This window comes from Candidatus Culexmicrobium sp., from assembly GCF_058356305.1.
The window spans coordinates 21,523-34,545 of sequence record NZ_JBTVBB010000031.1; the positions used below are offsets into that span (position 1 = coordinate 21,523).

13 protein-coding genes, 2 tRNA genes and 1 rRNA gene are annotated in these 13,023 nt (G+C 35.7%); 11 read left to right on the forward strand and 5 right to left on the reverse strand.

Annotated features, from left to right (window positions below):
- The first annotated feature begins 303 nt into the window (after positions 1-303).
- The 4 genes from ACW8TM_RS09290 to ACW8TM_RS09305 all read left to right on the forward strand — a co-directional run bounded on the left by ACW8TM_RS09290 (position 304) and on the right by ACW8TM_RS09305 (position 3,056).
- Positions 304-1,317 (forward strand): radical SAM protein, encoded by a 1,014-nt coding sequence (locus ACW8TM_RS09290; protein ID WP_491533012.1) that lies wholly within the window; start codon positions 304-306, stop codon positions 1,315-1,317.
- Between the two features lie 9 nt (positions 1,318-1,326).
- Positions 1,327-2,391 (forward strand): THUMP domain-containing protein, encoded by a 1,065-nt coding sequence (locus tag ACW8TM_RS09295; protein ID WP_491533013.1) that lies wholly within the window; start codon positions 1,327-1,329, stop codon positions 2,389-2,391.
- 61 nt (positions 2,392-2,452) lie between these two features.
- Positions 2,453-2,962 (forward strand): 50S ribosomal protein L16, encoded by a 510-nt coding sequence (locus ACW8TM_RS09300; RefSeq protein ID WP_491533014.1) that lies wholly within the window; start codon positions 2,453-2,455, stop codon positions 2,960-2,962.
- 19 nt (positions 2,963-2,981) lie between these two features.
- Positions 2,982-3,056 (forward strand) — tRNA-Cys (locus ACW8TM_RS09305).
- 131 nt (positions 3,057-3,187) lie between these two features.
- Here ACW8TM_RS09305 and ACW8TM_RS09310 read toward each other — a convergent pair.
- A tRNA-Met gene (locus ACW8TM_RS09310) sits at positions 3,188-3,292 on the reverse strand.
- Positions 3,293-3,412: 120 nt separating this feature from the next.
- Between ACW8TM_RS09310 and rrf the strand changes: the two genes are divergently transcribed.
- From rrf to ACW8TM_RS09325, 3 genes are all read left to right on the forward strand, one after another.
- Positions 3,413-3,534 (forward strand): 5S ribosomal RNA (rrf, locus tag ACW8TM_RS09315).
- A gap of 83 nt (positions 3,535-3,617) precedes the next feature.
- Positions 3,618-4,745, forward strand: coding sequence for a DUF1512 domain-containing protein (locus ACW8TM_RS09320; protein WP_491533087.1), 1,128 nt, complete (start codon positions 3,618-3,620; stop codon positions 4,743-4,745).
- A 9-nt stretch (positions 4,746-4,754) separates the two neighbouring features.
- On the forward strand, positions 4,755-5,138 hold the full coding sequence (locus ACW8TM_RS09325) for a hypothetical protein (RefSeq protein WP_491533015.1): 384 nt from the start codon (positions 4,755-4,757) through the stop codon (positions 5,136-5,138).
- Here the strand turns inward: ACW8TM_RS09325 and ACW8TM_RS09330 are convergent.
- The gene (locus ACW8TM_RS09330; protein WP_491533016.1) at positions 5,128-5,877 is read right to left on the reverse strand and encodes a hypothetical protein; all 750 of its coding nucleotides are present in this window, start codon (positions 5,875-5,877) and stop codon (positions 5,128-5,130) included. The genes ACW8TM_RS09325 and ACW8TM_RS09330 overlap by 11 nt on opposite strands.
- Before the next feature lie 105 nt (positions 5,878-5,982).
- Here ACW8TM_RS09330 and ACW8TM_RS09335 point away from each other — a divergent pair, with 105 nt between their 5' ends.
- Positions 5,983-6,384: a hypothetical protein gene (locus ACW8TM_RS09335; RefSeq protein WP_491533017.1), complete on the forward strand. Its 402-nt coding sequence runs from the start codon at positions 5,983-5,985 to the stop codon at positions 6,382-6,384.
- 5 nt (positions 6,385-6,389) lie between these two features.
- On the opposite strand, the gene ACW8TM_RS09340 is transcribed toward ACW8TM_RS09335, so the two are convergent.
- The gene (locus ACW8TM_RS09340) at positions 6,390-6,884 is read right to left on the reverse strand and encodes a CDP-2,3-bis-(O-geranylgeranyl)-sn-glycerol synthase (protein ID WP_491533018.1); all 495 of its coding nucleotides are present in this window, start codon (positions 6,882-6,884) and stop codon (positions 6,390-6,392) included.
- Positions 6,874-7,548, reverse strand: coding sequence for an ATPase domain-containing protein (locus ACW8TM_RS09345; RefSeq protein WP_491533019.1), 675 nt, complete (start codon positions 7,546-7,548; stop codon positions 6,874-6,876). Before ACW8TM_RS09345 ends, ACW8TM_RS09340 begins: the two co-directional genes overlap by 11 nt.
- 84 nt (positions 7,549-7,632) lie before the next feature.
- On the opposite strand from ACW8TM_RS09345, the gene ACW8TM_RS09350 reads away from it, so the two are divergent.
- The 3 genes from ACW8TM_RS09350 to thsB (ACW8TM_RS09360) all read left to right on the forward strand — a co-directional run bounded on the left by ACW8TM_RS09350 (position 7,633) and on the right by thsB (ACW8TM_RS09360) (position 11,328).
- Positions 7,633-8,271 carry a hypothetical protein gene (locus ACW8TM_RS09350; RefSeq protein ID WP_491533020.1) on the forward strand — a complete coding sequence of 213 codons (639 nt, stop codon included), beginning with the start codon at positions 7,633-7,635 and terminating at the stop codon, positions 8,269-8,271.
- On the forward strand, positions 8,252-9,547 hold the full coding sequence (locus ACW8TM_RS09355; RefSeq protein ID WP_491533021.1) for a Clp1/GlmU family protein: 1,296 nt from the start codon (positions 8,252-8,254) through the stop codon (positions 9,545-9,547). Before ACW8TM_RS09350 ends, ACW8TM_RS09355 begins: the two co-directional genes overlap by 20 nt.
- Positions 9,548-9,651: 104 nt before the next feature.
- Positions 9,652-11,328 (forward strand): thermosome subunit beta, encoded by a 1,677-nt coding sequence (gene thsB / locus ACW8TM_RS09360; protein WP_491533022.1) that lies wholly within the window; start codon positions 9,652-9,654, stop codon positions 11,326-11,328.
- Positions 11,329-11,376: 48 nt separating this feature from the next.
- Here thsB (ACW8TM_RS09360) and thsB (ACW8TM_RS09365) read toward each other — a convergent pair whose 3' ends face one another.
- A complete protein-coding gene (gene thsB, locus ACW8TM_RS09365) occupies positions 11,377-13,008 on the reverse strand; it encodes a thermosome subunit beta (RefSeq protein ID WP_491533023.1) in 1,632 nt (543 codons plus the stop codon).
- Positions 13,009-13,023 lie beyond the last annotated feature (15 nt).

Genomic DNA, 13,023 nt, shown 5'->3' on the forward strand with positions numbered 1-13,023 from the left:
TTGAAGAGTAGGTGGAGAAGCTGTTCCCCAAACGCGATCACCCATTCTCATCGTGAGGTTCAACCTCTCTCCATGGGCTCTCTCAACGTTGGGGATTTTTACTTCTCCACCTACTCTCTATTCGGGGCTCTGCCTGTACCACGCCTGGGTATTACTGTGGTCATCGACGGATTCTCCTTCTCCCACAGGTCCGTCGAGCGTGGCTTTTATGGCAGAGCCCCTATGCAATAATTCTCTTCCCAAGTAATAAAATATATCCTTAAATTTAAGATGCAACAGTTATATATGATGAAGATGTCTCAAGTGGAAGTAAATAGACAAGTGTACAATATAACAAAAGAGAGTGAAATACCATTAATTGGTTGTATTAGCTTTGGAGTTATTGACAGAGGTACAAATGTATTACAAATCCGTCCTACTTCTATATGCTTCTTATCATGCATATTTTGTTCAACTGATGCTGGTCCATGTTCCAGATGGAGACAAGTTGAATACATAGTCGAATTAGACTATCTCCTATCAACAATAAAAGATGTTTTGAAGATCAAAAGAAGCAATAGAATGGAGGCCCACATAGATACTGTTGGTGATCCTCTAACATATCCATATATTGTAGACCTAGTTCATAAATTATCTGAATTTAATGAATTCAATGTAATTTCTCTGCAGACGCATGGAGTTCTACTAACGCATAAACTTGTAGATGAGCTAGCTGAAGCTGGTTTGTCAAGAATAAATCTTTCAATTGACGCACTAAGCGAGGAGCTTGCTAAAAAACTCTCTGGAACAAATCATTATGACCTTTCCCAAATAATGGAAATTGCAGAGTATATTGTATCATCACCAATTGATCTTCTTATCGCACCAGTCTGGATTCCTGGCTTGAACGATCATGAAATACCCAAAATAATTAATTATGCAAAAATGATTGGTGCAGGAAAACATTGGCCCCCTTTAGGAATCCAAAAATATGAAGCTCATAAATTCGGAAGAAAACCACCTGGAATAAAACCAATTACATGGTACAAATTTTATAACTCATTAAAAGAGCTAGAAAATAAATTCAAAATAAAACTTATTCTAAAACCTAGTGACTTTGGAATATTTAAGTTACCTTCAATACCAATCCCGTTTAAACGATTTGAAAAAGTGAAAATGAAAGTTTTAGGACCGGGTTGGTTAAAAGGTGAAAAATTAGCAGTAGCTAGAAATAGAGCTATATCTATCGTCAATGCGGAGCATATACCTATAGGTGCAACAGTTTATGCACGAATCATAAGGACAAAACATAACATCTTCATTGCAAAGCTAGAGTAGGTGGTCCACTTGACACAACTCCTACTAACTACTTGTCCAGGACTTGAAGATGTAGCTCTCACTGAAATCAATAATCTCCTATCCATAAGAAGTTATAAGTTAAGACCATTGGGTATTCAAGGTCGAATCATTATTGAATGTGATGAAGAGCAAGATAAGGCCGTAGGAATACTAAATTCAAGATCACGTCTTCTACATAGAATCTCTATACTTTTAGCTTCCACTAATATTTCAAGAGACGAGAAAGCTTTCCATCAAATATCTAACTTCATATCTAAATGTAATCTTGAGAATTATTTAACACCTGAAAATACTTTTGCGGTACGTGTTAATAGGATGGGTTTACATAAATATACCTCCATTGATGTCGCCCGTATTGCTGGTGACGCAATTAGAAAATCGATCTTTAATTGTTATGGTAAATACCCAAAGGTTAACCTAGAATATCCGGAAGTAATATTTAGATTAGACATTATAGGTGAGAATTGTTTAATTAGTATATGCACTACTGGCGATGATTCCTTACATAAACATGGATATCGTGTTTATAGTCATCCTGCAGCTTTAAAGCCTACCATCGCGTTTGCAATGTGTATGTTGTCTAAAGTATCTGATGGTATGATAGTTTTAGATCCAATGTGTGGTGGAGGAACAATCCCGATAGAATGTTGTTTTTTAAATGTTGATTGTGAAATTTATGGTATGGACATATCTCCTAAACATATACAAGGCGCAAAGTTAAATGCACTAGCAGCTGGTGTTTCTGATAAAATAAAGTTTACAATAGGTGATGCAATGCAATTAGACAAGATAAATATTGATGTAGATCGCATAATATCTAATCTCCCATATGGAATGAGAGTTGGCAGAAAAACTTTTTTGAAAACATTATACTACAATTTTCTTAAATCTTCAAGAAAAATTTTAAAGACTGATAGTGTAATGACACTTCTAACCGCAGAACCACAATTGTTAAAAAGTCTTGCAGTCTCTTTAGGCTTTAAATTAATAAAAGAAAAAATCGTATGGCATGGCAATTTAAAAACAAATATAATTATCTTTAGACTTCTATAATTTTCAAGTGGGAAATCCTTAAATAATACAGTGATAAACCACTAGGCGAAGGGTGATAAAAATGCCATTAAGACCTGGAAGATGCTATAGACATATAGGTGGTCCACCATATACAAGACGAGAGTATATTGGTGGTGTTCCCCCACCAAAAATAGCCCGTTTTGATATGGGCAATCCACGCGGAGATTTCCCAGTACACATAAAGCTTGTATCGAGAGAAATAGGTCAAATTAGACATAATGCATTAGAAGCTGCACGAGTTTCAGCTAACAAAATTATGGAGGCCATTGGTAGAAGCAACTATCACTTGAAGATTAAAACTTACCCTCATCATGTCCTTAGAGAAAATAAGATGATGGCATTTGCTGGTGCAGATCGTCTACAAGATGGAATGCGACTTGCTTTTGGGAAACCTATTGGAACAGCAGCAAGGGTAACTACCGGTCAGACAATAATTTTAATACGTACAAAACCAGAATATATTGAACGGGCAAAAAGAGCACTAAAAGTTGCTTCCTCCAAAATATCGGTTCCAACAAAAATCATAGTTGAACACATATCTTCCCAATAAACAATAAATGGCCTTAAGAGCCGGGGTAGCCAAGTGGTTAGGCGGCGGACTGCAGATCCGCTTTACAGGGGTTCGAATCCCCTCCCCGGCTCCAATATGGCTTTTGGGGAGGAATATCTTTATAGTATTTAGGCATGATAATAGTGGATATTTTGGATTAGATCTTCAAAAATGTTTTTTCTTCGGATAAATTATTGATGACTTTAATCTTATATATCAAGATAGTGCCGGGGGCGGGATTTGAACCCGCGGAAACCGGAGTTCATCTCTGCCCCTCATCTATGAGAGATTATGAGTCCGGCGCCCTAGGCCAGGCTAGGCGACCCCGGCTTACTCTCTGAAAAAGCCTTATAGCAACTCTTATTAAAATTTATCTTGCTTTTTCCTACTTATGACAAATTTCGAGAGGAGAAAATTTATTTGTCCTTTGTAATTATTTAGTATGAGTACACCGCCGGCCATAGACAGTGGAGATATACCCGGTCTCATTCCGAACCCGGAAGTCAAGTCCACTGTCGCGTACTCGAGTACTGGTGTCCGAGAGGCACCGGGAAAGAGGCGTGCTGGCGGTGTACTCATTTTATTTGATTTTGAACAAAAATTATTTATGTCTTCTATAGTGTTTCTAGTCTAGTGGAGGTTTGAATATAACTTGATGTTTATAGACCTTATATTCTTATTCATTAATGGTAATTTTAGTTTCGATAAATATCTAGTAGACTTATTATTTTTTATTACATTTGCATTTATCATAACATTCTTTAATCAACGCATTCAAGTGTGGATTTGGATTAGAGAAGCTGAAAGCGCTCTAAGGCGTTTAAGTTTCCTTGTAAAAAAGGCTAAGGAAATTACAGTTAATACGGTTAGGGAAGTTGGTAAGCCTAGCTTTGATCCACGTCCTCTTATAGACGATTTCCTCGACTTTTTCTTTATAGAGCCTGTTTCAATTGATCCAAGTGGTGTTCTCCGGAGATTAGAACATATATTAAATGTAAGAGATAAACGAATTGAAAGATTTGTTTCAAAGATTGCACCTAATGCTGATTCTACTTTTCTATCAAATATTGAGGGATTATTAGAGGCAACATTAGTATTAAATTATCTATATAGGGAAACTCGCCACCTACTTCTTTTGGGCAAAAGAACGAAAAGTGTAATTTTCATAATGCAACTTCAAATGTTATTGCCCTTAATCATGCGTTACGCAAATGCTTTCTTTGGTGCTGTTGATGCTTTTTCTCATGGAAAGCCTATAGGTGACGGTGTTGGTGCACTTGTTGCGGCAAAATTAATACATGGTAAGCCATACAGGGAAATTGCAGATAAAATTGTTGTATCAGAGTTCGAATATGAGGGTAGAAATCTGATAGTGATAAAAGCTAAGGGACCAGGAGCGGAAATAGGTAAACCAGGTGAAGCCATTGCAAGTATAGTTGCACAATATGGTGGAGCAATTTCAAGGATAATAATGATTGATGCAGCATCAAAACTTGAAGGTGAAAAAACTGGAAGAATTGCTGAAGGTGTTGGAGCAGCAATAGGTGATCCTGGTCCTGAAAAATTCAAGATCGAGGAGATAGCAGTTAAGTATAATATTCCACTTGATGCAATTGCAATTAAGTTGTCATTGGAAGAGGCAATAACTGTTATGAAAAAAGAACTTATAGAGGCAGCTGAGAAAACAGTTAGCCGCATACTTCAAATAGTCAAAGAGCGGGTAAGTGAAGGTGGCCGTGTCATAATAGCTGGTATTGGTAATACACTTGGAATTGCCCAGTAGGGGGATTACATGTTAAAAGCAAAGCAATCTTTCATCTTTATTTTTCTTTCAATAGTTTTTTCTATATTAGCTATTGCTCTTCTAGGTTTTGGATTGCTAAAATTTCAAGAAAATACTGATACTTATATTCTCTCCGATTTTCTGGTCTCTGGAATTTTATGCTTAGCAGTTTCATTATTCTTCGCATTTCAACATAAGAAAAGAATACAACTTAAACTTTCACCTAGATATCTTAGTGTAACGGTAGTAAAATGCTTAAATTCAAATTGTAATTTTAGAGAAGAGCGGGAATTTAAGCGGGGAGACTATGTTTTCAAGGAGGTCGGTATTTGTCCTAAATGTAACAGCAAATTGTTAATAGAGTCAATATATGCTAGACCAATTAAGAAATAATATGATCAATATGTTCAATTATTTTTTGCGCTTTCTTAACGTAGCTCTCTGCTTCCTCCTCTAATTTTTCATTAATATTTATTATTTTATCCATCACTTTTCCACTAATTTCCTTTATTCCTGTAAGTATTTTTGCGTGTTCTCTTCTACTTAATGTACGCATTATTTTCTCAGTGTAATTTTCTATCGCTCTGCTGGAGGGCTTACTTAGTGCGTTCTCCCATAATGCGTATTTTATCATTAACCTTACAATTTTCCTTATGGTGTTAAAGTCAATTTTATAGATGTTTATGTAAATTTTTGTTCTAACACCCAAGTCTTTCTCTTCTTTCAGATTTACTCCTTGCGGAGTAATGCATCCTCTTACTCCCTCAATATTTACTTTAACTGGTGGATGATAGAATGCATTAATCTCTAAGATTGGTCTTTCTAATCCTAGTGAGCCTATTTCAATGTATATTGGTCTCAGAACGTAATTTATGTCTCCAATGCTTTTACCTATCGTTAAAAAGGCGATCTCAAGATTTCTCTTTCCAAAAGAAATATACTCTGTCTGACTTCCGATTTCAATATTATTTCTTTCTGCAATTTTAACCAACTTTCTATTTATTTGATCTGAGATTACTCCAATTTCAAGGATTTCTCTATATGTTTTTTCATTCACATTCATATCGGGAAATATTAGTCCTAAATTACTCCTATAAAAGTATAATGTACAGGTAAGGTCAATGCCACGCACGGTTCATCCTCCGCCCATTAATTGATTAGCTAAGATTTAACTTTTTCCTCATCATATACGCGTAAAGCTTATCTTTAAATTGACATTATGCTTATTGGGGTCTGTATGGCTAGAAATGTTAAACGTTTATTTTCACAAATATCTCGTGTTTATTTAAGATCTTTTATTTTATATCAACTATTACCTCTAGCCTTAATGTTTAGTTGTGTCGTCTTATTGAGTGGTTTTACTTATGTCGTAGTTGAACCCCCTATATGGTATATTCCAATAGGATCAAGAATAATCTTTATCGCGCCTTATCTAGATTTTCAAACTGTAGTTGAATCAGTGGTTGTATTAATTCTTATTTTAACGAGCATTTTAGGATTACTTTTTATACAGAGGAGTAGTAAAATTCTTTATGATGTCAAATATGCAAATACTCTTATAGCTATAGGTTCAATATTGTTCTTGGTTTCCTTCATAATTTTGCAGTATTTTTTAGCTAAGAAAATTGGTTGGATTTAATTTACTTACCAAGGTACATTTTTAATCTTCAATGAATATGCTATTACATTTGTTATGAAATGTATTGGAATCGTAACCAGTATCAAAATGACTAAGTCTATTGAATCAAAGATTCTAGCAAAAATTAAATTGGTTAACAATACTGCTCCTAAAAGAAACATTATCTGATCGATTATTGGAGCTGGTTTTCCTCTTGAAATATTTAACCTCCTTTTTATGAATGAGCCTGAAAGATCCCCTAGCATTGCGCCTATGGATAAAGTGAACGCCATGTATCCCTGTCCTTGAATTAACCCTATAACCGTTCCAGTAATAATTCCTACAATAAATCCCTCTATAGTCTTACCTTCTCCTAAAATTGGCTTTTTATCAATAAAGTTTTTATTTAAATCGATAGGATGTCCCTTTTTTATGAATACTAGTGGAGATGCATTTGCAACATATGCTGGAAATATTTTCCATAGAAGTTTCAGAATATATTGTAAGTCATTAATATTCATCGACAATTCCTCTTTCCATTATCTTGAAGAATATTTTTCTGCCTATTTCCTCTTTATTTTTACTTTTCTCAATTATTGCTACTCTTCTTTCTCCAATCTTCTCTAACTTAATTATTCGGTCTGGCCAGTATTTCATTACCTTTGTTGCAACAATTTCGTTTTTATCTTCCTCTAGTATACTTTTCATTTGTCCTGTTATTACTATTGTGACATTTCTCTCTCTCGATATGTATAATAATGTCGCTAACTGTCTATTCAACATCATATTTGCTTTTACTGCGTTAATTCCTTCTGCGATAATTTCTCTGTAATTATCTGTTATAGTATCAATCACGATAAGCTTTAGTTTCGGCGATATAAACATCTCTAATTTATCAATTATTTCTGATTGTTGTTTGAAATTATTCAACCTTACTACATATATTCTTTCACCAATATCTCTGATGGCATCACCAACAATGTCTGCTATTCTTTCTGCGGCGAAGGGGTATTCAGTTGTTAAATATAAAATTTTGTAGCCTTCAAGAGCAAAATTGACTGAAAGTTGAATTGCAATAGCAGTTTTCCCTGTTCCTGCTTCTCCATAAACAAGTATAAGTGCTCCTCTCTCAACTTCGCCTCCTAATATGCTACATAGTTTTGAGTATTTTTTGACTTTTGTCATTTCTATTTTCAATTTTAATGTAAAGTATATATAACCCTCAGCTTTTCACTAATTATATTGAGCCTAAAATATGTGGTGGAGTAAATGGCTAAGATAGCAGTAGCAACAATTAATCCAAGACTATATTACAGGATAGTGTGGACACTTAGAAGATTTAACATTCCGTTTGTTAGTATTTTGCCTTATGAAACTTTACCAAAAGAAGTAAAAGTAGTCTTAACCAGCAGCTTCGAATCATCACTTGTTAATCATAACAATAAGATTATTGTTTCAGAGAATAGTATTGATGAAGCAGTATTTAAAGCGATATGTATAGCAAAAAGTAAGGAATGTTTTAATCAATTGATTTTTGGAATTGATCCTGGTGCAACATATGGTCTTGTAGTACTCGCTGATGGAGAACTTATTGCATATAAGCTTTTTAAGGATGTCAAAAATCTTATTTCCTATATGAATCTTTTTTCTTCTTTTCCTAGTAAAATGCTAGTAATTAAGATTGGAACTGGCTCTAAAAAGTATTTAGAGCACTTTCTAATGGCAATTAAGTCAATTAGTCTGCCGAAATTCAAAATAGAATTAGTGGATGAGAAAAGTTCTAGTTCACCTTTCGTAAAAGACTTTAATCTTCAATCAGATATTAAATCAGCATATAGTATCGCGTTGAGTCGGGGGAAAATCCTTAAAGTATATGAGGGGTTTAGAGATGAAGATGTCGCTGTCTAAATCTCAGGTAATAAAAGTGGAAGGCCCAGCTTATATTCAAGTACTTGAAGGTTCTCTTCTTGTATTAGGAAAACGAATGATACCGCGTGAATATACTATTGTGCCAAAGTCAAAGACCATGGTGTTTGAAGCATTAGAAGATTCTCAAATAGAGTTAAGATTAGGTGAAAGTGGAAAAATTGAGAGACTAGAAGATGCGACAATTCCGGTTGAATGGAAAACTGCTGTGGACAAAATTTTAAATATTGAAAAGCCTGTTACGGTAATTGTTCTAGGAAATGTGGATAGTGGAAAAACTACGTTTTGCACTTTCCTCGTTAATCAAGCCTTCTTAAGGGGCTTTAAAACAGCTATTATCGATAATGATTTAGGGCAATCAGATGTTGGTCCACCAACTACTATCGGACTTGGCTTTCTAGAAAAAACTGTTGCATCTCTATCTAAAGTCCCTCTTTTCGACGCCTTCTTTGCAGGTTCTACTTCCCCCAACGGTTTAGTGGAGAGAGTTATTCTTGGCTCTCGTCATCTACTTGACCTGGCTTTAAAGAATAAGGCAGATGTAATAGTGATCAATACTAGTGGATGGGTTTCAGGAAGAGGGGCTCGCACTTTAAAATTATCTTTAATATTACTTTTAAATCCAAAAGTTGTAGTGGCTATACAGCGTAGTGGCGAATTAGAGCATTTATTGAAACCATTTCAAGGATTAAATTCAATAAACATTATTAGAATTCCAATACCCCGAGTATTGAGAGTAAGAGATAGAGAGGAAAGACGCTTCCTTAGAGAAGCTTCATATAGCCGATACTTAGCCAAGTCAAAAATGAGAATTCTGTCTATGGATAAAATTGGAATGCTATTCTCTTTTTTGGGTTCTGGTTTTCCAATTTCACAAAATGAAATTAAACACTATGAATTCTTACTGGGGGTACCTATAGTTTATGGAGAGAGATCTTTCGATTCAATCCTCCTTATTGTTAAAGGTGGAATATCCTCTGAACATAAATTGCAATTAGAGGAAATTATAAAGAAGGAGACTGGAAAAGAAGAAATAAAAATTCTGCCTCAAGGTTTTGAGAGAAATTTGCTTGCTGGATTATTTAGTCCTCAAGGAGTTTTTCTAGGTTTGGGATTAATTAAAGAGATAAACTTTTACAAACGTACAATTGAAATATTAACTCCAGTAGAGGATGATATTGGACTAATAGTCATAGGACACGTAAAAATTAGTGAGGATGGAAAAGAAATTAAAAAACTTGATCCTTGGTCCTTTTAATTCTATTGCCAAATTATATGCTTTGAATTTATCATAAAATATCATTAGTTTAAGAAGAAATGAATATATAGCGCTTTTGAAGTTTTTTGTTGGGGCGATGAGAAATGGTTTCAAGGGAGGCTAAAGTAGCTACCTTAGGTCAAATTGGAGGGGTCCCCGTATTAATCTTAAAGGAGGGTACTAGTAGGACTGTTGGGCGTGAAGCTCAGAGAGTAAACATCATGGCTGCTAGAGCAGTAGCTGAAATAGTGCGTAGTTCTCTAGGTCCTAGAGGAATGGATAAGATGCTAGTAGACAGCTTAGGTGACATTACAATAACTAATGATGGTGCCACTATACTTGAAGAGATGGATGTCCAACATCCAGCTGCAAAAATGATGGTAGAAGTAGCAAAGTCACAGGATAAAGAAGTTGGAGATGGGACAACTTCTGCAGTAATACTAGCAGGAGAATTACTAAAGGAGGCTGAATCACTTCTAGAGAAAAATATTCATCCAACGATAATAATTAATGGTTTCAAAAAGGCAGCTGAAAAGTCAAAAGAAATACTGGAAAATATATCAATTCCAGTTGATTTAGATGATGAAGAAACATTAAAGAAAATTGCAATAACTTCAATGAGTGGAAAAGTGGTTTCAGTAGCTAAAGAGCATTTAGCAGAAATTGCAGTTAAAGCTGTAAAGCAAATTACAGAGGAAAGAGATGGGAAACTTTTTGCGGACGTCGATAGAGTTCAATTAATTAAGAAGAAGGGCGGCGGTTTACTAGATACGAAACTAATTTACGGAATAATAATTGATAAGGAGGTTGTTCATCCAGGGATGCCTAAGCGAGTTGAAAAGGCAAAAATAGCATTACTAAACTGTCCATTAGAGGTCGAAAAGACAGAAATTGACGCAGAAATAAGGATAACTGATCCAGAGCAAATGAGAGCCTTCCTAGAGGAAGAAGAGAGAATTCTAAAATCTATGGTAGGGAAAATTAAGGAGAAGGGCGCCAATGTCGTATTTTGTCAGAAGGGTATTGATGATGTTGCACAGCACTTCCTAGCCAAAAACGGCATACTAGCAGTAAGAAGAGTAAAGAAGTCTGACATGGAGAAGTTGGCTAGGGCTACTGGTGGTAGAATTGTTACTAGTGTTGATGACTTAACTCCAAATGATTTAGGTGAAGCAGAACTAGTAGAAGAAAGAAAAGTTGCAGATGAAAAAATGGTGTTTGTAGAAGGTTGCAAGAATCCAAAGGCAGTCAGCATACTAATTAGGGGCGGACTGGAAAGATTCGTTGATGAAGCAGAGAGAGCTCTTAAAGATGCACTATATGTTGTTGCGGATGTAGTTAGGGAGCCTAAGATTGTTGCTGGTGGAGGAGCTCCTGAACTGGAGGTTTCAAAGCTTCTCAAAGAATATGCGGTAAGTGTTGGTGGACGAGAACAGCTAGCAATAGAAGCATTCGCAAAGGCTATTGAAGTTATTCCAAGGACCTTAGCCGAAAACGCAGGATTGGATCCAATAGACATTCTAACAGAATTAATAGCGGTACATGAAAAACCTGAAGGAAAATGGTATGGAGTAGATGTATTTGGCGGTGAACCAGCAGACATGTTAAAACTTGATGTAGTTGAACCACTTATAGTGAAGCTCAACGCCATCCGATCAGCAGTGGAAGCAGCATCAATGATTCTTAGAATAGATGACATAATTGCAGCTTCAAAGTTTGAAGAAGAAAAAGAAAAAGAAAAGGAGAAAGAAGAAGAGGAAGAAACAGAAACAAAGTTCTAAAAAATAATAACAAAAAATAAGTAAATTATATTATTTTTTGTTTCTTTTTTAATACTCTTCTCCAAATTCTTTACTCTTACCCTCTTTTTCTCTACTTGGTGGTGCTGCTGCAATTATGTCATCTATTCTAAGAATCATTATTGCTGCTTCTGTTCCTGATTTTATAGCCTGTTTTTTCACACATGCTGGTTCTAGTACTCCTTGCTTCCACATATCGTCTACTTTTCCTTCTACAACGTTTATTCCTGCCCATTTTTCGCCTTTTTCATGTCTGGATCGGAGCTCAACCATTATGTCAACTGGATCTAGTCCTGCGTTTTCAGCTAGCGTTAATGGTATCACTTCTATTGCCTCTGCAAATCTAAGTGCTGCCAGCTGTTCTTTACCCTTTAATGTTCTAGCCCATTCTCTGATTCTATGAGCTACTTCTGCTTCAGGAGCTCCTCCACCAGCAACAATCTTAGGCTCCCTAACCAAATTTCTTGTAACACACAATGCATCATGTAGTGAGCGTTCTGCTTCATCAACTAGATGTTTTGTTCCCCCTCTTACCAGTATTGTTACTGCCTTTGGATTCTTGCACCTTTCTATGAATACCATTTTGTCTTCTCCAACTTTTCTTTCTTCTACTAGTTCTGCTTCACCTAAATCATTTGGAGTTAAGTCATCAACACTAGTAACAATTCTACCACCAGTAGCCCTAGCCAACTTTGCCATGTCTGATTCCTTTACTCTTCTGATTGCCATAATTTTCTTTTTGGCTAGGAAGTGCTGTGCAACATCATCAATACCCTTCTGACAGATTAATACGTTTGCTCCAACTTCAGCTAGTTTATCAACCATCTTTTTGAGCATTTCAGTTTCTTGTTCTAGAAATGCTCTCATCTGCTCTGGACTTGTAATGTGTATTTTTGCGCTTATTTCTGTCTTCTCGATTTCTATTGGACAGTTTAGTAATGCTATTTTTGCCTTTTCAACTCGCTTAGGCATCCCTGGATGAACAACCTCCTTATCAAGTACTATTCCATATACTAGTTTTGTATCATTAAGTGATCCCCCTTCTTTCTTTTCAACTTTTACGTTGTCTATGTCAACATACCATTTGTCATCTTTTTTCTCTGCTACTTGTAATATTGCGTCAACTGCCATTTCAGTTAATTTTTCAATGGCTCCAATAATCATTGCTTTGCTTGATAGTGATGTTATACCTGCCTTTAATAGAGTTTCTTTATCTGTTGGGTCTATTGAAACTGCAATTTCGTCTATAATTTCTAGTGCCTTGTCCATTGCCTTCTTATATCCTTCAATTATTATTGTTGGATGCACGTCTTGTAATAGTAAATCTTCAGCTTGCTTCAGTAATTCTCCTGCTAGTATTACAGATGAAGTTGTTCCATCTCCAACTTCATCATCCTGTGCCTTTGCTACTTCTACCATCATTTTTGCAGCTGGATGTTGGACATCCATCTCTTTTAATATTGTGGCACCATCATTAGTTATTACTATATCACCAAAACTGTCTACTAGCATCTTATCCATTCCTCTAGGACCTAGAGAACTACGCACTGTTTCCGCTAGTATTCTAGCTGCTAAAATATTCGATCTTAGAGCTTCACGCCCAACAGTCCTACTAGTACCCTCCTTTAAGAGAATAACGGGTTGACCCGCGGTGGCCGTCATAAGTTAATCACCTCT

Bases quoted from the DNA above. Each gene is read 5' to 3' on its own strand.
- ACW8TM_RS09300 (WP_491533014.1), top strand. From the start codon at position 2,453: ATGCCATTAAGACCTGGAAGATGCTATAGACATATAGGTGGTCCACCA.
- ACW8TM_RS09320 (WP_491533087.1), top strand. From the start codon at position 3,618: ATGTTTATAGACCTTATATTCTTATTCATTAATGGTAATTTTAGTTTC.
- ACW8TM_RS09325 (WP_491533015.1), top strand. From the start codon at position 4,755: ATGTTAAAAGCAAAGCAATCTTTCATCTTTATTTTTCTTTCAATAGTT.
- ACW8TM_RS09335 (WP_491533017.1), top strand. From the start codon at position 5,983: ATGGCTAGAAATGTTAAACGTTTATTTTCACAAATATCTCGTGTTTAT.
- ACW8TM_RS09340 (WP_491533018.1), bottom strand. From the start codon at position 6,884: ATGAATATTAATGACTTACAATATATTCTGAAACTTCTATGGAAAATA.
- ACW8TM_RS09345 (WP_491533019.1), bottom strand. From the start codon at position 7,548: ATGACAAAAGTCAAAAAATACTCAAAACTATGTAGCATATTAGGAGGC.
- ACW8TM_RS09350 (WP_491533020.1), top strand. From the start codon at position 7,633: ATGGCTAAGATAGCAGTAGCAACAATTAATCCAAGACTATATTACAGG.
- ACW8TM_RS09355 (WP_491533021.1), top strand. From the start codon at position 8,252: ATGAAGATGTCGCTGTCTAAATCTCAGGTAATAAAAGTGGAAGGCCCA.
- thsB (WP_491533022.1), top strand. From the start codon at position 9,652: ATGGTTTCAAGGGAGGCTAAAGTAGCTACCTTAGGTCAAATTGGAGGG.
- thsB (WP_491533023.1), bottom strand. From the start codon at position 13,008: ATGACGGCCACCGCGGGTCAACCCGTTATTCTCTTAAAGGAGGGTACT.